16 protein-coding genes are annotated in these 23027 nt (G+C 45.0%); 1 reads left to right on the plus strand and 15 read right to left on the minus strand.

Features of this window, described 5'->3' with window-relative positions:
- Positions 1-333 precede the first annotated feature (333 nt).
- The 12 genes from EKN16_RS07925 to msrA form a co-directional block, all read right to left on the minus strand.
- The gene (locus tag EKN16_RS07925) at positions 334-3858 is read right to left on the minus strand and encodes a hypothetical protein (RefSeq protein ID WP_164522725.1); all 3525 of its coding nucleotides are present in this window, start codon (positions 3856-3858) and stop codon (positions 334-336) included.
- Positions 3859-4050: 192 nt separating this feature from the next.
- Entirely contained in the window at positions 4051-5730 is a 1680-nt protein-coding gene (locus EKN16_RS07930) for an extracellular solute-binding protein (RefSeq protein ID WP_232016296.1), read from the minus strand.
- A gap of 107 nt (positions 5731-5837) precedes the next feature.
- Complete coding sequence (locus EKN16_RS07935; RefSeq protein WP_125655210.1) at positions 5838-6713, minus strand: carbohydrate ABC transporter permease; 876 nt, start codon at positions 6711-6713, stop codon at positions 5838-5840.
- Positions 6714-6729: 16 nt separating this feature from the next.
- Positions 6730-7653 (minus strand): ABC transporter permease, encoded by a 924-nt coding sequence (locus EKN16_RS07940; RefSeq protein ID WP_125655212.1) that lies wholly within the window; start codon positions 7651-7653, stop codon positions 6730-6732.
- A 192-nt stretch (positions 7654-7845) separates the two neighbouring features.
- The gene (locus EKN16_RS07945) at positions 7846-10104 is read right to left on the minus strand and encodes an AraC family transcriptional regulator (protein ID WP_125655213.1); all 2259 of its coding nucleotides are present in this window, start codon (positions 10102-10104) and stop codon (positions 7846-7848) included.
- Between the two features lies 1 nt (position 10105).
- Complete coding sequence (locus tag EKN16_RS07950; RefSeq protein WP_125655215.1) at positions 10106-12295, minus strand: family 78 glycoside hydrolase catalytic domain; 2190 nt, start codon at positions 12293-12295, stop codon at positions 10106-10108.
- Between the two features lie 469 nt (positions 12296-12764).
- The gene (locus tag EKN16_RS07955) at positions 12765-13646 is read right to left on the minus strand and encodes a DUF8832 domain-containing protein (RefSeq protein WP_125655217.1); all 882 of its coding nucleotides are present in this window, start codon (positions 13644-13646) and stop codon (positions 12765-12767) included.
- Positions 13647-13717: 71 nt separating this feature from the next.
- The gene (locus tag EKN16_RS07960) at positions 13718-14794 is read right to left on the minus strand and encodes a sensor histidine kinase (protein WP_125655218.1); all 1077 of its coding nucleotides are present in this window, start codon (positions 14792-14794) and stop codon (positions 13718-13720) included.
- Positions 14791-15483 carry a response regulator transcription factor gene (locus EKN16_RS07965; protein WP_125655220.1) on the minus strand — a complete coding sequence of 231 codons (693 nt, stop codon included), beginning with the start codon at positions 15481-15483 and terminating at the stop codon, positions 14791-14793. The genes EKN16_RS07960 and EKN16_RS07965 overlap by 4 nt, the downstream gene beginning before the upstream one ends.
- A 154-nt stretch (positions 15484-15637) precedes the next feature.
- Positions 15638-16498: a protease modulator HflC gene (hflC, locus tag EKN16_RS07970; RefSeq protein WP_125655222.1), complete on the minus strand. Its 861-nt coding sequence runs from the start codon at positions 16496-16498 to the stop codon at positions 15638-15640.
- Entirely contained in the window at positions 16495-17523 is a 1029-nt protein-coding gene (gene hflK / locus EKN16_RS07975; RefSeq protein WP_125655224.1) for an FtsH protease activity modulator HflK, read from the minus strand. The genes hflC and hflK overlap by 4 nt, the downstream gene beginning before the upstream one ends.
- 370 nt (positions 17524-17893) lie before the next feature.
- Complete coding sequence (gene msrA / locus EKN16_RS07980) at positions 17894-18871, minus strand: peptide-methionine (S)-S-oxide reductase MsrA (RefSeq protein ID WP_375782086.1); 978 nt, start codon at positions 18869-18871, stop codon at positions 17894-17896.
- A gap of 260 nt (positions 18872-19131) precedes the next feature.
- Between msrA and EKN16_RS07985 the strand changes: the two genes are divergently transcribed.
- Complete coding sequence (locus EKN16_RS07985; RefSeq protein ID WP_232016298.1) at positions 19132-19611, plus strand: C40 family peptidase; 480 nt, start codon at positions 19132-19134, stop codon at positions 19609-19611.
- Positions 19612-19768: 157 nt separating this feature from the next.
- Here the strand turns inward: EKN16_RS07985 and EKN16_RS07990 are convergent, their stop codons facing one another.
- The 3 genes from EKN16_RS07990 to EKN16_RS08000 form a co-directional block, all read right to left on the minus strand.
- Positions 19769-20332 carry an NUDIX domain-containing protein gene (locus EKN16_RS07990; RefSeq protein ID WP_125655230.1) on the minus strand — a complete coding sequence of 188 codons (564 nt, stop codon included), beginning with the start codon at positions 20330-20332 and terminating at the stop codon, positions 19769-19771.
- Between the two features lie 98 nt (positions 20333-20430).
- Entirely contained in the window at positions 20431-21828 is a 1398-nt protein-coding gene (locus EKN16_RS07995) for an immunoglobulin-like domain-containing protein (protein ID WP_125655232.1), read from the minus strand.
- A 168-nt stretch (positions 21829-21996) separates the two neighbouring features.
- The gene (locus tag EKN16_RS08000) at positions 21997-22644 is read right to left on the minus strand and encodes a cell wall hydrolase (RefSeq protein WP_125655234.1); all 648 of its coding nucleotides are present in this window, start codon (positions 22642-22644) and stop codon (positions 21997-21999) included.
- Positions 22645-23027: the final 383 nt, after the last annotated feature.

A 23027-nucleotide genomic window follows, 5' to 3' on the forward strand; every position in this document is an offset into this window, starting at 1 on the left:
CTACTAACCTGCCCGTCCACTCATTCAGCGCAAGCGCCACACACTGATCAGCTTACGCTGAGGCTGAGCTAGAAGAAAATATAAGCTAGAGAGACCAGTCTCGCATTGGACTGTTCTCTCTAGCTTGGCACATTCAGTAAGGCTATAATCCCATTTTCGCTATCGTCAATACAACATGCAGGGTGTCCGCACCTTGTGCGATTGAGGTTATGACGTACCTTCATGCCGGGAGCGGAGGATTGAACGCTTGTTACCTCGTCCGGATATACCAAATACAGGCTGAGTTATCGGCTTATGAGTGTCGCAATCTAGCAAGTAAGAGGATACGACGCGTCACTTCGTTACTTTTACAATCATGATATCGCTGAAAGATGTTCCCGCATCATTCTCCAGTTGGCACTGATACTCATAAGTGCCAATCGGTTTGCCGCGGATCGCCGAAACGGCTGATTGCGCTTGCGGTGTTTGGTTGTTCAGCGTCTGCGTATCGACTAGAACGCCATTCTCATATAGACGATACGTTGTACCGTTAGTGCCCCACCACATGCTCATGTTTACATTAATGTCCCCGTCTCCATCCCAGTTGTCATTGGAGAGCACCGGCTTCGCCGGAGTCGCTTGTGTAACCGTAACAGTCAGCATATCGCTTCTCGTTGTGCCAAATACATTGGCAAGCTCAACGTAGTAACGGTAGGTCCCATTTTTCCTGCCGCTAATGGAGGTAACGGCAGACTGGGCATTCGGCGAATTGTCCGAGAGGATTTGCGTATCGATCAGCACGTCATTCTCGTATAACTTATAAATTTTGCCGTTATTTCCCCACCACATATCCATTTTCACGTTGTAACTGCCGTCAAGTAAGCCCGTATCCCATCCGTTGTCGTCGAACAATACAGGTTTGCCCGGTGCTCCGGTTGCAACAGGCTGCGTATGATCTACCCAGACTTTCCCGTATTGGGCCGGATTTTTGGTTTGGCCGATCCCGCTGCTCCATTCAAGCCATCCGAGTCGACCGCTGCCGTTATTGTCATTAACCAGCACGGACAGTCGAAGCGGACTTTGCGGGTCGTGAACATAAGGATACAATTCGGAAGAATCGACATGGATATAGTACGTCGTTTCATTGGGTACAGATTGATCTACTTTTAAGGACGCGTGCTGCGCTACGCTGTTGCCCGGTGTCCAATTCGGCGGTAAATTGCCGCCGACAAAGGGAACGAATTGTTTATACAGCACGGGGCCCTGCGGTGTCAGTGCCGCCTGGAATTCCACCTGATCTCCAGGGAGTCCTAGTCCGAAGGTATCTACTGCGAACTGCACGCTATCCCCTTTCCAGAAGTTTCCTAACGGATTGTCCTGTACAAATGTCCCATCCTTCACGCGAACGATCAAGTCCAGTCCGCCATCAGAATACCCCGCCGCTAATGTAGCGTTGAAATCCGCTGGTTTCGTCGCCTGGGAAGCTGCTTGATATGCCCAATGATCCGTCGTCCAAACCGCATCGTCGGCAATTGTCAAACTAGTAGGATCGAACAGCCTGCTGCTGGATCCCACCGTTTCAGGAACATTATAGCTCTCCGCACTTCTGTCGAAATCCGAAATCAAGAACGGTTCGGAGACCGGCAAAGCTTCGAGCGCTGTTAACTCCACGTTGCTAATCCAGATTAATTTTCCCGGACGCAATTGAAGTGCGTTATTGGCCTGAAGTGTCTTGCCTTCCCAATCCGTGACTGTCGTCTCTCCGGTGAAGGCAGACGCTAGACGCGCATCGATGGAAGACGAGGCAGTCCCATCGGTCCACACGCCGATTAACGGAATTCCGTCGTTGTCTAGCACAACTGCCTTCTGTCCGTTACCCAGAACATACTCCCCTTTATAAACGAGTGATTGTCCGGCCAAGTCTAGGAAGTGGCGGGTTACCGACGCGGCGAGCCTTGGCTCGAGCCGCGGCTTCGAACGGAATAATCCCGATGCGTGTGTCACATTTCCTGTGCTTTTGGCATAAGCCAAAGTTTCCATTTCCGATAAATTCAACATATTGAAAAATGTGATTTTCTGTGCTCCCCATTTGATCTCTTTCAGGTAGTCCACCACCATGCGCATGGCCATCTCGGATTCCGAAGGTACAGGGCCTGTTACTGAGTTGGAACTGAGGAGGAGAGCATGGCTCTCAGAATTGACCCAACTCTTGGAAGGAACACCTAACGCCTGATCCAGACGCTCGAAATCACGCGGATCGGCTTGATAGCCATGAAGTGCGAGTTTATCGAAATAGGATGCCCCGCCCAAACCGAGCACCTGTTTATAGAAGGACAAATAATTGCGTCCCGCGAGCCCTCCGATCCATACTTCCGAATCCGGCCGCTCCGCTTTGATCGTCTCGTACGCCGTCTTCAGCAATTCAACATAACGTTCGGGTGTATCCATCCAAAAGACGCTCAGCTTAGGCAAATTCGGCTCATTCCATACTTCCCATGATTTTATTCGGTCTCCATACCGGACAACAGCGGCTCGAACGAAATTTTCCCAATCCCTCATATCTGTAGGGGCATAAGCGGAATATTGCGGCACGCTAACGTTCACCTGCGTTTCTTCCGGATGCGGTGATGCCCATTGCGGCGTGTATAACAGATTGCCGGCCAGATCGAATCCGTAGCTGGTCAGCTTGTTAATCTGATCGTCGAATCTCGTCCAATTGTAAACGCCTCTGGATGTTTCAATAGCCCAGCTTGTATCTCTGAATTGCGTTCCCCAAGGAACGGCATGGATTCTCGCGAATCGGAATCCTACGAGATCCGCGAGCTTCATCGCATTCTCACCCTCCGAGAGCTGATAGCTGAAGCCCATGACTGGCCATCTCTCCGCTATCGCCTTGGCCGGGCCCCCGCTTACAACTATGGAATAACGCTCACGCCAAAATTCTTTAGAATCCGTTGACGAATAGGTATATTTAACTGGCAGCTTCGTTAATTCCAGCCCGCTCTGGCGATAAGCAAAAGCGATTTCGTAGTATCCTGGCTCCGTCGGCGTCCAACTCCATCCTTGATCTAGGAACGTTTGCCTCGGAACCGCCAGTTCCGCAATCTGCTCGTTATCCGAGTTGTAAACGCTGCCAATTATGCTCGTGACCGAAGTAGGTACAGTGCCCGCGTCACGCCTGAAGGTTGCCGTATCCCCTATCTCCCACCAGTTCGCCAAGTTGGCGCCTTTCAGCGTAAACGTAATGGGGTCGAACGATTCATCCGATGCTTCTATCTTTACATCATCAAAGTACAAGGTTCCGCTTACTGTGGAGGCCGTGGCAATTTTGGCAGTGGTCAGGTTCAGCACAAGCTTGTTGGTGCCTGCCGGAAATTGACTTTGATCGACTGTAAACGAGATTTCGCGCCAATCCTGAAAGGATAAGCCCTCGGTCTTGTCCGTCGTGTACTGAGCCAAATAAGTTCCGTTATTCTGAAACGAGACGAAAATCCGGGGCTTGTTTCCCGCGTAATCCGATGATGCCTTCACTTTCACTTTAATTCTGTACGAGGTCATATCTGCGGGAAGAGAAATTTCGCTCGACACCCAGCCCGCGAACCCCGCATTCACGCTTGGGACGTACACCGAACGATCTCCGCTGCTCTTCTCGTTCTCCGAATAACCCGCCGCAACCGCAGGGCTGCCGGCCGGTTTCTCCCACCAATACGTTCTCCAATCTTTGGGTGCGAGAACGCCGTTGCTTGCCGCCAGCGTTTCGAAGCTCGCATTGGGTACAGGCATTGATTGTACGACTGCTGCATGACCACTACTTGTTCCCATAACCATGAATATCAACAACAGTCCCAAGAAACAGGCTAAATTCTTCAACCATTTCATCACGGATGGCCTCCTTAGATATCTCTTAATGCAATCGCTTTCATCACTCCTGTAAAATCGATCATCACGAATGCGCATCGTGAAAGATTCATCCACTTGTTAGAGAAAATAGGAAGCAGCCTTATGCGCGGTACTAATAGGATCACCCATTCGCTACTCCGCGCATATAGACTGCTCCATCATGCTGAATGTTTATTTTTTCATTTCCGTTTGCTTCGCCACCATATCCCATAAATCTTTCATCATGAAACTGCTGTCTTGGCTGGTTTGATACCACTTGATCATGAAGTCGTCCATTTGTTTGCCTCCGGCACGATCCCAAGCGGCCAGAACGTCTTTATAGGCCTGATCAACGGAATATTTGCTGCCGCTCAGAACTGATTTCAACCAGGTTTGCGTAATTTCCAATTTGACGGTGTTGAAGGATGCCAACAGTTCCTTCGGCATAGTTGGAATCAGTTCCTGCAAGGTGACAAAACGGTATCGTTTGCTCGGATCGAGATATAAGGACTCGGCTTTATTGAAAATGTCCAACCCCGCTTTTTGCGCTGGATCCTCGGGATTGAATTGATTTTGCATAAAAGCACACTTTCCTGGCAGCAAACGGGAGTACGAGTGCGCGTAATCGCCCGCCCAACTAACCTCCGCCTTGGTTTTATCCGGGTCGATAATTTGCGGACACCCGTTTGCATTCTTATTATAATGCGTGCCTTCTAGTCCGAATAATAGGGTAGTGCCAGTCGATATGCGATCGATAAAGTCGATATACTGGATCGCCGCAGCAGGGTCCTTCGCACTTGCATTGATAGCGCTTGTCATTTGCACCGGGCTCGTTACGTCCGGAATGAATTGACCCACCGGACTTTCCGGTAGCGCGATCGGGATAATCTCTGCATTCGGGACAGCCTTCTTCAGGGTTTCCAAATCGGATACAGTCGCATCGAACCAGTTCCCTATGAAAGCAGGGTAGATGCCAAGCTTGCCGTTCAAGAAATCTTGTTTGGCTTTCTGTCCGTTCTTGTCATTGACAAAGTCCTTATCAATCAGACCTTCGTCAAACAAGCGTTTTTTAAATTCTGTGGCCGCTCTCGCATTATCAAATGCCCGGCTCGGTTGACCGTCTACGAGACCGTACAGCTCAACGGGATTGCCAAACATCATATCGACCACAAACTCGGAACGCCAGCTTATCGCCATTCCGTAAGTATCCTTCTGCCCGTTGCCATCCGGATCTTGCTCAGCGAACGCTTTGGCTACCTTATACAGATCTTCGGTCGTCTTGGGAACTTCCAATTTCATTTTCTTTAACCAGTCTGCACGGATAAACAGGGCGTAACTCGGAGCGGTTTCCAAAGTTCTTCCAATTTTGTACATTTTCCCGTCTGGACTGGTTGCGACTTTCTTGAGAGCGGGATTATCCTCAAGTATCTTCTTGTATTCCACGCTGTTCTGTTCAATCAGATCGTCCAACGGCAGAAGCAGCTTCTGGTCTATGAACGAGTTGACAATATTCGGATCGAACTCATTGATGATGTCTGGAGCCGATTGGGATGCAAACAGAACATTAAACTTTTGAGCTGCATCGTTACGCGGGATCGGAACGAAATTGACGTTCACGGGGGCATTTTCATTAATATATTTGGTCCAACGATTGTTCTCCAGCTTACCTTCGACAGCTGGAATATTGCCACGGTCATAGACCGATACGGACACTTCCCCTTTTGCGGCCGGTGTTGTTGAGGATGCCTCCGGTGTTGTGGAAGAAGCCTCCGGTGTAGAGCTTGCTTGCTTTGAATCATTTTTGTCTGTACATGCCGTCAACAGACTAGACAGCATGATGACAGCGGTTAGCGTTGCTGTAAACTTTTTCATTTTTAACTTACCCCTTTCGTTTCTTCATCGATTTTATACCATTTGTTGTATACTTGTAACCCAGTCACGCAATAGTTGCCGGCATCACCTCCTTCAAGCTCGATCTCTTATCCTTTTACAGATCCCAACATTACGCCCTTAACAAAATACCTTTGCACGAACGGATAGACGATCAGCATTGGAGCGATCAAGACGATCACTCCGGCGGCTTTAATTCCTTCTTCCACCACATGAACCTGATCATCCGGCTGAACGGTCACGCTTTGCTGGAGCACGCTTTGACTTTGGATCATTTTCTGCACCAATACGGTTAAGTTCTGCTTGTCCGTGTCGTTAATATAAATCAGCATGCTCAAGAAGATATTCCAGAAAGCGACACCATAAAAGAGCGATAATGTTGCAAGCACCGGCATAGAAACGGGCAACACGATTTGAAGCAAAAGCCGGGTTTCGCTGCATCCATCCATTCGAGCGGCCTCGTCAATCTCTGAGGGAATGTTCTCGAAGTAAGTACGCAATAGCAGCATATTATAGGTGCTAACAAGTGCAGGCAGCCAAAGCGCCCAATACGAATTGACCAGACCAAGACTTTGGATGACCAGATAAGTAGGGATTATCCCACCCGAGAAGATCATCGTAAAGATCATCGCCAATGTGAAAAATCGTCTAGCATAAAAATGGGGTCGAGATAAAGGGTATGCAGCGAAAGTTGTGACGATCATGCAGAATGCAACGCCGACAACCGTCAAGACTACGCTATTCGAAAACGATTTAACGATTGGCGTTCCATTAAACAATAAGCTGTATGTATCCATATTGAATCCTGCTGGCCACAGTGAGACTTTTCCCGTTTCAATGGCGGTCGAATCACTTATGGATAGCGCAATCAAGTGTAATAACGGAAACAAGCTCGAACAAGCAATCAGGATCAATACAATATAATTTACAGTTTTGAACACGTTCTCCCCTTTGGATAAGCGCATTTTAATCACTCCCTTGTCAGAATAAGCCCCTGTCAAAACGTCTCGCGACCCCATTAACGGTAAGCAATAAAATAAACGCAACGACGGATTCGAACATGCCCATGGCGGTCGTTAAGCTGAATTGCGCGCCTTGCAGACCGACACGATAAATATAGGTGCTGATGACGTCAGCAACATCGTTTACCGCAGCATTTTGCAAGATATAAATCTGATCGAAACCAACTTCCAGTATCCGCCCCATGGACAGGATAAAGATCAACATTATAGTTGATGAAATTCCCGGAAGGGTGATGTGGATGATCTGTTTCCACTTGTTGGCGCCATCCATGCCTGCAGACTCGTAAAGCGATGGATCGATGGTTGACATAGCCGCCATGAAGATGATGGCGTTAAAGCCCATGTCCTTCCAGATACTTGAACTGACAAAGATTGTTATCCATGATTGGATATTGTATAAGAACGGGTACGGTTCTCCCCACCATTCGGTGATCCAGTGATTAAGCCAGCTTCCTTCCATGCCGAAAATGCTGAATATGATTCCACCTACAATAATCCAAGAGTAGAAGTATGGGAGATAGACGAGTGTCTGCACGGTCTTCTTGAACCACATTTTCCTCACTTCGTTCAATAAAATAGCCAGAATAATCGGAAACGGAAACCCAATGAAAATATTCAGGCTGCTTAAAAGCAAGGTGTTTCGAATGATCTTGATACTATTGGGATTACTGAATAGCTTGCTGAAATTTCCCCATCCAGCCCAAGGACTGCGAAATACGCCATCCATTAAGTTGTAGTCCTTGAAGGCAATGATCAATCCGCCCATTGGGGCGTATTTGAAGATGAGGTAAAACAAAATAACGGGGATAAACATCACGATCAGCGGAATGTTTTGTCGGAAACGTTTGCGATCGAACTTCTTTGGTTGTTGTTTATTATTCATTCGGCTATCTGCCCCTCTCTCGCTTTCTATGCCCTAACTGTATATGGCGTGAGGTGTTCATTCAATCGCTCGTTTTCCTTCCATCAACAAAATTCTCAAAGAAAAAGAACCGTCTTCGCCCGGCTTTCCGAGGTCCAACGATTCTTATTGAGGAAAACACCTATCAACAAAAAAGGACAAATCAACAATCTTCTATCCGGATTGACGAACGCGAATTTCCTTCCGGTAATCACCTGGTGTCTGGCCGACCAGCTTCTTGAACGAACGAATAAATGTATTCGGATGCAGATAGCCGACCTTTAGTGTAATTTCCTGAATCGAGCAATCGGTTCTTAGCAAAAGCTCCTTCGCATGTTCGATGCGAATTCGAGCCAAATGATCAATAAAATTTTCTCCGATTTCTTCTTTAAACAGACGGCTGATGCTCTTCATGTGAACATGAAATTCCTCGCTCAGATGGAGCAAAGATAAATCCGGATTGGCGTAATGCTCCTCTAGATATTCCTTAATGCTGCGTATCAGCAAATAATGACTGTTGTTTTGGCGGAGCTCCTTCATCACATTTGCGAATTCGGCTAATATGAGATGCAGTTCCTGCTGGAGTTCATCCAAAGAGTCCCAGCCATCCACCGACTTTTGCAGTTTCGCAAGAGCGTCTCCTGTCCATAACGTCTTCAAATCCGACGGAAGCTCCGTCAACTCTTTCTGCAGGAAAAAAATCAGGTAGCTCATTAGATTGGACAATTCCTCGCGCGTGTACAAGCCCAAGCGCATTTCTTCAAACAACCGCTCGAAATGATCAAGCCATGCACTGTCACCGGTTCGGTATGAGAAAGCCATTGCGCGGATATATTGAAGCAAATCAAGCGGCTGCTGCTTCCCGACAGATGGGATTTGCCAATAGCCGATGACGCTTTTTTGACCTAGCGATGGTTTGTACTGGAGAGCCTTCAATGCTTCATTATAAGCGTCATGAATCAGTTCAATGAGGTCAATGCCTGAACTGATTCCGATCGCAATGTCGAAATCGAGATTCGTTCCTACCCACCGGCATAATTTATCCGACAAGTCCATGATCAGTGATTCAGACTTCTCCTCCATCAAAGCTGTTGGAATATGGAATACTACGGTCAATTGATCGTTCGAAGTCCATTCCGCCCACGATGTAACGTTCCGGGTATCCGCCATTTCTTTCACGACACTTGCGAGTATATATTTTAATAAATTTTGGTCTTGAGGCGTATATGAATTCGTAAACCTGCCATATTTGCTGATTTCGATTACGCTTACGCAAAGAGAGGCGAATTCGAAAGGCAAGCCGAGGCTATTCATCTCCTGCTGCCACTTTTCCAGCTTAAGCGGTCCGTTGCCTTCAATCCATTCGAAGAAGAAATGCTTCCGTTTATAAATTAAATCTTCTTCATGCTGCTTATGATAAGCGTTGAACTGCTCCATCAAATGGTCAAGCGCGGAATCAATGAACTTGAAGTCATCTTGGGCGCCTTTTCGAAACAATTCCGCGCTTTTCTGCTGAGAAAACATCTGAAAACGTTGAATGATCGATTGAATCGGCTTGTAGTTGATTCTGGCAGCCACCACGATCCATAACAGGCCAATGATAAAGAAGATTAAGCAGACGATAAGCCAATAATCCGACATCGTAGAGACGAATCGAAATGCGTTCCCATTCTCCAGTCCGCTGGAAATCGTCCAACCGGAATAATCGGATTTCAATTCAGTCATAATTAAGCCTTCGTCGCCAGAACCCTGATAGATGGGCGTGCCGACGCGGTCATTAAGACGGATGTGATTGGACTCCACAGGCATGAGCGAATGAACGAACCGGATAATCGATTGAACCTGCACATTCACGACGATAAGCCCGTCATTACCAGAATTAAGCGGCACGTAACGGACCAATGACAGGAAATCGGCAACCTGCCTTTGTTCTGTATATCCTTTACGAACATTCAACCAGGAATGATTCAAATTTGGCTGTTTTAAAGCTTCCACAATCACTTGTTTATCAACAAAAGAATCCAACGTGTCAACCGAATAAGGCGTCTGCACCTTATCATCCGATAACCGATACAAGTAAATGGAATCGATCAGCGGCATCGAAGCCATGAGTCTTGACACCTTTAATGATGGCAAATAGCCGGAATAGTAACGTTCGTCACGAAGCGCCTGATTAAAAAAGCCAAACAGCGTTTCATCGGTGGCAACCTCATTCGTGATCGTATTATCGATCAACTGCATCTGATTGTCCAAAGATTGAAGCACTTGCTTCGCATAAATGGCATTTGATTCGACGGCTGTTTTTCGCGACATGTCGCCGAATCCCAGCAGCAAAATAAATAGAAGGAGAGGCACGATAAACAAGAACACTGTTACATAAGAAAGCAGAAGACGACGGAGCCATGTCTTGTTCAGCATCATTCTCTTGATCATTCTATCTGATCACCCGTACTTCCTCCGGAAAATCTGTTTCCCACTTTCCATGATCGTATGTCAGTTTAATCCATCCGGAACGCACGCGGACTTGAAGCGTAAAATATTCCCATTGCGCTGGAATGTTGGGTGAGAACGCGATTTCCTCCCATCCCGGCTTTGACGGTTTCAGTCCGATAATCTCTTCGATCAGCAAGGGGATCGGAGCGCTCGCCCATGGATGACAAAGACTCGTATTCCACTTCTGATCTTTCCCCCAAGCCTCAAAACAAGTCGTAGCCCCTTCTTTCACCATATTCCCCCAAGAATGCTCATCTTGGGAACTCAAGAGCTCGTAAATCAATGCATGTTCACCGATTCTCGCCAAAGCTTTGAGCACGAAATAGGAAAAATAAACGCCGCACGATAATCTTTTCTCGCGAATCTGATTGACGATAGTAGGTATGGATTCATTCGGAGCCAGGTCAAACAGCAAGGGCAGTGTGTTGGAATGAAGCGCGTGATGCGAGCTTCCCTCCGCATCCGTGAACAACCGCCGGGATGGATCATAAAATACTTCAATAAAGCGTTTCTTCAGTCGAGGAAGATGATTTTCATAGGAAAAGTCAACAATATCACGCAATTCATTCACGGCTTGGATGCATCCCAAATAAAAAGCATTCACCACGTTATGGCAACCGGTGCCGATCGGCTTAGTCAGTTCAAAGTCATATCCATCGCGGAGCTCCTTGGGCCAATCGACCAAATTCCATTTATCAGCGATTTCATGCAGTAAGCCGTCTCCTCGATCATAGGCTTGAAAATGATCGAGCAATTTCTCCGCATAAGGAACCATTTCCCGCACAAAGGCAAGATCTCCGCTATAGCGGTAATATTCCAGCAGCTGCAGCGGCCACTGAAGCGAAAAGTCCGCGATTTCCTGCATAAAATGCCCCGGGACCACCGCCATTAGACCTGGGCAGGTGAAGGAACTAAGCGCAAATTGCTCAATCGACTTCCGATACAAACGCAGATCGCCGCTGAGGAGCATGTGAGCATGCCCGATCACTGTATTGTCGCCCAAATACTGCCCTTTCTCACGAGTCGGACAATCCACGAAATTCTCTTGGGAACCATATTTGACGCCATTTTTACAAATCTGAAAAATTTGGTTCATCAGCTCATCTGAGCTTTCGAAACGGCAGCTGTCATCCTCAAGAGGGTAGTGTCTGACAATCGCTTTGAACGAATCGGGTCGAATCGCTTCTTCGGGGCCGAGCAACTCCACGTATCGAAAGCCTTTGTAATCGTAAGCTTCAAAGACATCGTGGCCCCCAGATAACGTCCATCGATCTTGATAAGTGCAATTGCAGCGCATCTGATATTTTACCGTTTGCCCGTCCGCTTCCAGTTCCTCCCCGCAGCGGATTTCCACTTCTTCTCCCGCTTCCCCTTCCGCTTGCAAGGTGAACTGGCCCGTGATTTCCTCTCCAAAATCAATCCAGTAATGCCCTGCAGCCCGCCTTTCAACAGCAAGCGGATTTTTCTCATAAACCGATAATACCGGCGTCGGTTGCTTCACGAACGAATAATCCGTTTGATCGCAGGTTTGGACAGGAAGCCAGGCGGAATCGTTGAAGGAAGGCTCCCTCCAGCCTTTGTCCGACTTTCGAGCATCAATATGTTCAACAAATTGAGTGGAATAACCGAAAATGTCCCCTTTGACATAATCCTCTGCTCGTTTGGCTCTCCAAGTCTCATCGGTCTTCAAGAGAACACGTCCGCCTACCGTCATCTCTGCGATCATCCCTTGTCTGTAATCGCCACTGTTATAGGCCCGGTTGATCAACCCTTGATAATACACATGAACAGCAATGACATTCGTTCCCGGTTGGAGAAAAGAACCGACCTCGAGCCGATTGTAATAATAGTGGCCAGAATCATTCTGGGCAGGCCCTTGAGCGACAAAACGGCCGTTTAGGTACAGCTTGTAGTAATCGTCCGCTGTGATATCCAAATAAGCCTCGTTGAATAGTCCCAGATCGTCATGCTCCAATTCAAATGTAGACCTCACAAGCCAGTGATGATGCTGCAAATCCTCCCGGTGCGTCTCGGCTTTAACCGCTTCCATTTCTTTATAAAACAAATCCAGCTTGTCCAGTACTGCAAACGAAGAGTCTGTTATCCAACACGCTTGCCAATGTTCAATCAATGTGATCTCTCCCCCATTAAGTCCAGTGAATAAGAGCCTATTCCACTCCTTATTCACCGAACTTCTAAAACTCTGTAAATCAAATATCCACTATTATATCATTCAGAATGAGAACCATCTTTCTATTTTTAACAAAAATACCAGCTTTATTTCGAAAACTAGTATAGGATTCTTGGCTGAGAGATGGATCTGTTGTGATCCTATAATAAAAAAACCGCGATTTCCGCGGTTATTAATCGGTCTATTCTTTTGTCAATCAACAGTTTTCCTGGGCATGCTTTTTTTCCTTTTATTTCACTTCCACAACTTCCCGGTCACCCCAAGTAGTCACTCTGGAATAAGATCTGGAATAAGATCCCTCATCATTAGGAGTCACCAGTCGTTAGAAGAAGAAAAACGGAGACCAAGAAGATCGCTGCTTTTCTCAAAGCATTCACCTTCAGGTCTCCGTTAGCTATTGCGTATTCTGTTAAGGAACTTTAACAACGAATGGTACGGTGAACACTTTTCCGTTTTGCTTGAACTGTCCCCAAATTTTGAAAATGCCGCTATGCGGGAATGTCGCCATGAACTTCGCATCCGGTCCAGAGGCTTTCTCCTCTAAGGGATGGACGTGCAGATACTCTCCTGCATCTTGATTAAGAATAACCACATGTCCCACGGCACCTAGAAACGGCTCCAAATCGGTCACGGGATCTTTTGTTTGAGCATCCTTCATATTAAAGGTAAGATTAAGCTCCATTCCTGCCATAAGATGATCGAAGGAAAGGGTCACTTCTTTACCGTCGACGGTTTTCGTCAAGGAGGTATCAGGTATAATCGCTTGTTGTGCTGGCACACTCCCTTGAATCGTTACCCATTTCTTTTTGCTCATGGCTCCCACACCAGTTGGCACAATGTCTGCGATTAATTCAAATTCTCCTGCACTCGGAAATTGCGTAGTTACTGTGAATTCCCCTTTCCCTTTGTAATCCGGATGGATATGGTTAAAGAAGGACAAATCCTTGCTTACAATAATAAAATGCATCAGTTTCTCGTGCTGCCTATCAAACTTTTCGATCGGCATACCATCCTTATCCTTTAAATGAATGGTGATGGTCGTATCTTGGTTAGGTTTGGTCTTATCCGTTGAAAGTGTAAAAGCAGCCTGAATGCGTTCTGCTTCTGCTTTATCCGCTACCGCAGGCATTCCTTTATGATCCATGCCTCCCATTTCATTATGATTCGTACTCGTACTCTCCGTGGTTCCTGAAGTTCCACCTTCCATAGCGTGATCCATCGACCCGCCTGATTTGCCGCAAGCTGTTAAAAAAACAGCTGTGAGTAATAACGCTATTGCAATTTTTTTCATAATTTCCTCCTACACCTGTTCTCCCTTTCATTGTAAAGGAGACTTATGTAGATCTTGTGTAGAACAGGAAGCTATTGTACAGGCAATCGTATCGTTACCGTTGTCCCTTCTCCCACAGTGCTTGTCAGATCGATCGTCCCCTTGTGAGCCTCGACTAATCTCTTCACAATGGTTAAGCCTATTCCATTGCCTCCCGTCTTGCGATCACGAGACTTGTCCACCCGATAAAACCTTTCAAATATGAACGGCAAGTCCTGGTCAAGTATTCCAATCCCCGTATCTATGATACGAATAACCGCCATTCGTTCTTCTCTAGCAACTTCAATGGTAACCTTACCGCCTTGCGGTGTGAATTTTAAGGCGTTCATTAATACATTCACGATGACTTGCCCGATTCGCAGCTTATCGACTGCAGCTTGAATGGATGGTTCGCTCTGAACATGAAGGATAACCTCTTTTTGCTCAAAGGCTGCCCGGCTTGCCTCAACATGATGTTCCACGATTGCCGATATATTCTCAATATTTAAAAAGAGCTTGAAATGGGGAGCTTCCATTTCGGTTAGCTGCTCCAAATCTCCAACGAGGTAGCGCAGCCGTTCAATTTCCTCATAGCAGGATTCCAAACGCTTTGGAGTAGGCTCCCAGACACCTTCAATCATAGCCTCCATATGACTTTTGAGCGTAGCAAGCGGTGTTCTTAATTCATGTGCCACATCCGCTGTCATCGTTTTCCTTAATTGCTCCTGGGATTGGAGCTGCTCAGCTAAGTAATTAAGAGATGCGCCCAATTGGGAAAGCTCGTCTGTCCCTTTAAGGGCCGTTCTTGCCGTAAGTTCTCCTCCTGCCATTCGTTCCGCTATTCTTTTCATATGAATAAGTGGGCTTGTTACTTTTTTCGCTACGACAAGACTTAATAGAATCGAGAATACAATGCCAAGAATAGCCGACCATAGAACAGATTGTACTAGCGCTTGCTCAAAATGATTATCAAAAGCAGCAGAACCCATTCCACTATCCATTGCCTGATGCTGATAGAGATTAAAATGGTAATGGGTCTCAACGATAAAAGCAATCGTAGAGATCAGTAAAACGCCTGAAGCAATGCCAATAAAGGCAATTGCAAACCGTGCATATAAGCCTCTCATCATGATTGTCCCCCTGCAAACCGGTACCCTACAGCAAAGACAGTACTAATATAGACAGGGTTTTTCTGATCGGATTCGATCTTCTGTCTGAGGTTCTTCACATGCTGATCAATTGCCCTTGCATCCCCTTCAAAATCATAACCGAGCACCTTCTGAACCAGGTCCTCTCGGGTGAATATCCGTCCGGGATGACGCGCTAAAGTAAAGAGCAGCTTATATTCGGTTGGGGTTAATGCGATCCGTTCTCTATTTTTGAACACTTCACGTGCGGTTGTATGAATGACCAGATCATCAGATTGAAAGGATATCGTTTCCGCTAATAATTCATCCTCCTGCCAGCGGCGAAGATTGGCTCTCACCCTAGCAATTAGCTCACGAGGGCTGAATGGCTTCAACACATAATCATCCGCACCTAGTGAAAGTCCCTTCACACGATCATCCTCTGTAACTTTAGCCGTTAGCATAATAATAGGAATCGCTGAATATTGCCGAATGAATTGGCATACTTCCTCTCCCGATAGATCTGGAAGCATCAAATCCAATATCACAAGATCCACCTTACCACTTCGAACAATCTCCATAGCACCTTTGCCATCAGCTGCTTCCATCGTACGAAAACCTTCTTTTTGCAAATAAGATACCACGACTTCCCTAATTTTATCTTCATCATCCACGATGAGTATGGTTCTCACATTTAAACACCTCCGTTACTAACATGTACAAAAATTATATATGAACCGTTCGGAAAACACTATTCCATCCATTTGCTCTATACATGCTAAAAAAAGCTGATCATCACCGAAGTGAGATCAGCTTGCCAACTTATATTTCCTCGCGATCGCGATCCTATTTTCCTAACAAAATCTTAGTATAATCGGAATCAATCGGCAGCATGATGACGGGTTCGCCTTGGAATGTAGTAATGTAGCTCTCCAATGTACGATATAACTTGTAAAACTCAGGGTTTTTGCCATAAGCATCGTTGTAGATTTTCGCAGCCTGCTGTTCACCATCCGCTAGAATTTTCTTGGCATCGGATTGTGCTTGAGCGATTAATTCGGTCGCAGCTCGGTCTGCTTTGGAGGTGATTTTACGAGACTCTTCATCACCTTCTGATAAATATCGGGTAGCAATCGACTGCCGGTCGGATACCATCCGGCTGTAGACACTTTGCTTATTCTCTTCTGGCAAATCGGTACGTTTAATCCGCACATCAATGATTTTAATTCCGTTCTCTTCCATACCTGCACTAACCTCGGACGTAATTTGTTCGGTCAAATCTCCACGAGATGTATTCTCACTAATGATGTTCCCGTAATCAATCTCAGAGAGCTTCCTGCGAACCGTACTGTATACAGCAGCATCAATTCGCTCTTGACTATAGGCGACAGACTGAAACTTACGAAGAAACTTCTGAGGATCATCGATGCGCCATACCGTATAATTGTCCACGACGATCGGTTTCTTATCCTTCGTTAATATCGGTGTTGGTTTACTATCATAGACCATTTGATATTTGGGTAGGTGGGTGACCGATTCAATGAACGGAATTTTCAAATTCATTCCGGGTTCATCAATATACCGCACCGCTTCTCCGAATTTCAATACGACTTTATACTCGCCTTCACGTACGATGAATAAAGAACCACTCAATACAATGATGGCCGCAATTACTCCTAAACCTGTGAATATCCAGCGTTTATTCATTTTCCTGTTCCTCCTTGTGCTGCTGCTCCTGTGCTTGGTGTTGAGCTGGCAGTATTTCCAGAGCGAAGTAGTTCATTGATCGGTAAGTATTTCACAGTTTCACTAGAGGAATCTGAGATAAATATTTTCGCTTTTGGCAAAATCTTCTCCAAAGTCTCAATAACTAGCCGTTCTCTCGTAACATAAGGATTCTTCACGTATTCGGAATAGATAGCGTTGAATTTGGCTACGTCCCCTTGGGCATTTAGAATACGAGATTGCTTCAAGCCTTCAGCATCCTGGCGAAGTGCCTCCGCTTCCCCACGCGCTTTAGGTATACGATCATTTTCATATTTGGCAGCATTGTTTATTTTGGTGTTCTTCTGCTCTCTTGCATTGGTCACCTCGCGGAATGCATTCGTTACTTCACCACCAGGTGGTTCAATATCCTGAAATTTCACATCTTGAATATGTATTCCCGTACCATACAGCGTCTGAAGCTCAATAAGCTTCTCTTTCACTTTGCCTTGAATGACCGTTTTCCCTTCCGTAATGGCATAATCCAGCTTATTAGCTCCCATGACTGAACGAATGGCAGCGATCGCTGAATTACGCAAGAAGGCTTCCGGATCATCGATATTGTATAAGTAATTCTCAATATTACTAATATTCCATTCCACTACCGCATCTGCAGATACGATATTCTCATCACCTGTAATCATTAGTGCTTCTTCATCTACTGCCCGAACTTGGCCATTATCATCGCGATAACCAATCGTGATCCGCTGTGTCTTAACAGCTGGCAGCTTAATGACCTCTTGAATCGGATATGGTAATTTAAAATGCAAACCGGCTTTCTCAACATTGTTGGTAATCTTCCCAAAGGTCAATATGGCTGCATGTTCCTGTTCTTGTACCGTATAAAATGTGGTAAAGCCTAAAATGACTGCAACTAGAGCAACACCGCCAATTATCGTCGCTTTCGTCTTCTTTGGTGACCAATTAAACTCAGGTCTATGCGGTATTGAAGCATTAAATTCACTCATTCCATAATTCCCCTCTCTGTCCTGATCTAGAGGTTATTACGGTAAAGCGCTAGAAGCGTTTCAGCATTTACCTAAAAAGTACCAATAGAATTGGCTTTATAAGCCAGATTATCAGCACTATTAGGTACTAAAAAAGCGTTAAATCAGCACAAGACTGATTTAACGCTTTTTAAATTAGGTTCAACCAACGATATTATTAATGCTATTAATTAATTAGTTGTTTGTTTACATAATATTAAATATGTCACCTAATTATGATTGACGATAAATTTATGTAAACAAAAACCGATATTCAAATTCCAACAAGCCAAAGCTTGTCATCTTTGAATATCGGCTAAATTAATGTCATTAATTATTGGTATCGATCAAATTATTTCTCAAACAATTTCAAATATTGGCTATAACCAGCTTCCTTAAGCTCCGCCTTAGGGATGAACCTTAGTGAAGCCGAATTAATACAGTAACGCAGCTTAGTCGGCCCAGGACCATCCGTAAAGACATGACCAAGATGTGAGTCCGCTTCCCTGCTGCGCACTTCAGTACGAATCATCATATGGCTTATATCCTGCTTTTCCTTTACTTGTGAAGGAATGATAGGCTTCGTGAAGCTGGGCCAGCCGCAGTTCGAATCGAACTTATCTAAGGAGCTGAATAAAGGCTCTCCAGACACGATATCCACATAAATACCTTCACCATTAAAGTCCCAGTATTCATTACGGAACGGAGGCTCTGTTCCATTGTTTTGTGTAACTTCAAACTGAATAGGAGTTAACGTATGCCTACGACTCTCTCGGTCCAGCTTGGTATTCCAGTGACTCTCAATGAAATTATCACGTCCGGAACCTTTACGGTACATCTTATAACGAAGCGGATTCTTGTGGTGATAGTCCTGATGATAGTCCTCGGCAGGAAAGAAGATTGTCGCAGGTACAATTGGTGTATAGATTGGTTTATCGAATCGCTTGCTCTCATTAAGTTCCTGCTTCGATTTCTCAGCAAGCTCCTGCTGCTCTTCATTATGAGTAAAGATAGTTGTTCGGTAAGACGAGCCCCGGTCATGGAACTGTCCACCTGTATCCGTAGGATCAATTTGCATCCAATAAATATCAAGCAGCTTCTTATAAGGAAATACTTCGGGATCAAACTTAATCTGTATGACCTCAGCATGGCCGGTAGTCTCGGAACATACCTCTTTGTAAGTCGGATTAACGGTGTGTCCGCCCATATAACCCGACTGCACACTTATTATACCTGGAAGCTCCTCGAACGGTGTCACCATGCACCAGAAGCACCCTCCGGCAAAGGTAGCCAGTTGGTAAGTTTCACCTTGATTATGATCATCCTTCAAGTCGGTTCTCCTCCACTTCTGCATCTTTACTTAGTACCTTAATATCATAACAAAACACGCATAACTTTCCAAACGATTGGAAATTCATACGCAGCGCTGTTCTATGAGAGAATTCTCATTAATTTCTCATAAAGAGGTATCGTTGCTAGTGCTACGCTGTTTGCCTCTTAATGTTGAATTTATCGTGTTTTTTTGTGTGTTATAGTTAACTTCGGACCTATTACAATCAACAACTTGGAGGGAACAACAAGAACATGCCTATGAAACGATTAGTAAAAAGCGTTATAAACGTGAGCTTGTGCGCCACCTTTGGTTTAACAGCACTTGCCTTAGGGACAGCTACACCAGCACATGCAGCAACAGAGACAACCAAAAAAATCATCCAATACGGCAAACAATATATCGGCACTCCATATAAGTTTGGTGTTGTGAGTATGTCGACAAATGCCTTCGACTGTTCCTCTTTTACACAGTATGTTTTTGATAACTTCGATATTTCGCTTGCACGTACCTCATCCATTCAAGCAACAGAAGGTACGCCGGTAGATAAGAATTATCTCAGTATGGGAGATCTCGTATTCTTCAAGACCAACGGGATTGGCATAAGCCATGTTGCTATTTATGCGGGTGATAACAAAATCTTACATAGCTCTAGCAGTAAAGGCGTTACTGTTTCCGATATGACAACCAGCTATTGGCAAAACTCATACGTGACAGCACGTCGCATTGTTAAATCATAAAAGTTATATTATTAAAGCCGATTCATTCGTTTCCTAGTTATCTACTAGACGAATGAGTCGGTTTTTATGTTGCACTTCATATAATCAAAAAAGACGACTCTCTCGCAAATCGCGATAAGAGTCGTCTTTTAGTTTTACATAATTAATATTATGGAAACTAATTCGCGCGGAACAGGCCGTATCCATCCAGTGGAACGATGGGGTATTTATCTGGGGTAAGTCCTTCTGAGGTATGAGGTTGAAGGGCGATATGGACCAGCCACTTCGTAAAGCCGGCAACATTCATCGTTGCCATCTCCTCGATGCTGAAGAACCCAGCTGCATCTACCTCTACCCCATCTGGAATCGGATCACCCGACACATAATCCATAGAAAATGCAATATATACATTATGAATTGATCTTGGTTGGTCCCTAACGGCAACAACACTCTTGATGACTGCCTCGACTCCTGCTTCCTCCAGCACTTCTCTCTGAATAGTTTCTTCAATCAGCTCATGCTGTTCGATATATCCGCCTGGATTCGTCCAGTAGCCTTTGCCCGGCTCCTGTGCTCTGCGAACGAGTAATATTTTTTCTTCCTTCACAACAAGAGCACCCACACCCACACTATAATTTCCCCAATGGACGAAGCTGCAGGCCGTACATGCCATTCGAACCGTACCGTCCATATTTCGTTTCTCTAACGCAGAACCGCATGTTAAACAAAATTTAGCTTCCATATACTCACCCTATTTGTCCGATGTATAAGTCCTGTTCGTACCTACTGCTTATACATCATAGCGCTGGGCTGTTTAAAGTTCAATACCGGGTCATACCCTTAGTATTGCTGTTTCACCGTTAAGGTGAACGTCTTCAAATCAGCTGAGCTGCCACTGCTTATAATGGCAATCATGGTCACCATTACATCGCCTTTTCCACGACCCGGTCGATTGATGAGAGTACCTTTATCAGAAATAACAGATGTCATACTGGAGTACCAAGTAATAGAGCTGCCATAAGAACCTTTTGTAGGCAAAATAATGGATTGTGTTACGCTTGAAGCATTATCTTGATCCTTAAACTTGATTGCAAGCTCTGTTTTGTCTGCACTTACAGCTTCACTGCTTGTTAAGGATGGTTTAACGGTCAGAACGAATACTTTCACATCAGCTGTTCCATTGATATTAATGAAAGCTGTCATCACAACTGTTGCGTCTCCCGTACCAAGAGCTGGGCGATTAATCGTCTTTCCATCATTCGAAAGTATGGCTGGAGAGCTGGAAGTCCATGTAATAACGGAGCCATTGTTTCCTTTTGTCGGCAATTTATCAAGTGCTCTAGTGACTCTGCTCGCATTGTCGTCACCGCCAAAATCAATTTCGAGAGCTGCTTTATCTTCTGCTACCTTCTGTGTATCAGAAACTTGCTGCTTGACAGTTATAGTGAAAACCTTAACATCCGCAGCATTATTATTATTAATTAATGCCGTTAATATAATCGTGCTATCTCCGCTTCCTGCAGCTGGTCGGTTCACCGTTTGACCATCAGAAGAGATCACACTTGCATTTCCCGAGTACCAGATAATCGTAGATCCGTTCGCACCTTTAGCAGGAAGCGGCTTCAGCTTCTGTGTCACATTATTGGCTGTATCCGTGCCGTTAAAGGAGAGATTCAATGCTTCTTTATCCTTTGCTAATTTCTGAGCATCTGTAATGGTGCTGGTTATTGATTTAACAAGTACCGTAAACGATTTATTAGAAGATGCCTGGTTGTAGCGGATTGTTGCAGTTAAGACTACCTTCTCGTCTTTATCTTGAGGACGGTTCACCGTTAAGCCGTTATTTGAAATCGTAGCGGGCTTGTTGGAACTCCACGTGATAATGGAACCATTCGTTCCTAATTGGCTCAACATGAGTGGACCCGTTACTACATTGGCATAATCATTGTTGGTATAACGAATTTGCAGTTCATTCTTATCCGAATTAACTCGTTTCTGATCCGACCATTGCCCTTGATTTGCATCAGACTCACACTTCTTTCTTATTTCTTCAATCTTGCTCTTTAATGCTGCTCGCTCCTTCTCATCCTTTACCTTTTTTAGAGAATGGAGCATTCTATCTTCTACTTTCTTACAGGCGTTTTCATGATTATGGTTCCCTCGATTACCATGAGCCATAGTTGTCGTGCTGCATACAAACAAGGATAGAATTACGAGTAATGCTGTCCATTTCTTCATTCATCATCTCTCCTCAGTCATTTAGTTAACGACATTAATAATCACTAATTTCTTGTGCTGTTATTTACCTAACGTGTAAGATTGATGCTTTGTTGCATAAAAGCGAACAAAAAAATCCGCACTAGGCGGATTCTTTCCAATAAATAAATGGACCTATAAGCGAAGCACTTACTTCGCAAAAACATGATTGCCGATCTTCTTGATAATTTTGAGTGAGCGCACCCAGTCCGAGGTTGCCGTATTCGGGTTATAGTAAAAGAGAGCATTTCCCGACGGATCCCACCCTTTTACAGCATCTCTTGCTGCTTGGAAAGCAGTTGGATCAGGCAATAACCAATATTGACCGTCTGCTACTGCAGTAAAAGCATGGGGTTCCATGATAACCCCTGTTAACGTGTTAGGAAAATTGGAGGATTGAAGCCGATTCATAACAACGGCGCCTACAGCGACTTGCCCTGCATATATTTCTCCCCTTGCTTCGGAATAGATAATTCGTGCAAGCTTCGAGAGTTCTGGCTTGTTAACTGACAATTTCTTTAGCTTCCTCCACGTCTTAGGACCTGCAATTCCGTCCTTAGCAATGCCATTCGCATATTGAAAATTTTGAAGTGCTGTTCGCGTAGTCATTCCGAATGTAGTCGTGATAGGTGATTTAAAATAACCCATTGTTTGTAGCCTAAACTGCAAATCGGGTACATCCGGGCCTGTGCTGCCGAATTTCAATGTTGCTGGAGTCTGCGCTTCAGCATAATAAGTTGTAGTCACTAATGTAGCTAGTACCAATAAGAGAACAAGTACTGATAGTCGTCTGAACATGATGTATGAATCCCTCCGTATCGTTACCTTGCTGCTTAAGCTAGACTTTGATGTTATAAGCAACAGCTTTCATTGTAACATGTACGAAACAGCAGCCTGTCCAATACGAGTAAATTCTAATCATCTAAAAAAACTCTCATTATGGAAATGGGTAGTATGTTCTTACAAAACAAAGAAGCTAAAAATTCGCGACACCATATAATACGTGCATAAAAGTCCGCTTCGTGGACGGATCATTCTTACGATCGCTGTTGTCTCCTGATTTCTTGATTCTATCCTTAGCGGTAGAAATCCGGAGACAAAGGCGAACGCTATCGCTTCTTCAGAACGATTCCGTCCGCTTCACTTTGTTATATGTTATTTCAAGCTAGAGCCATAATTAA

Source organism: Paenibacillus baekrokdamisoli (genome assembly GCF_003945345.1).
Classification (GTDB): domain Bacteria; phylum Bacillota; class Bacilli; order Paenibacillales; family Paenibacillaceae; genus Paenibacillus_Z; species Paenibacillus_Z baekrokdamisoli.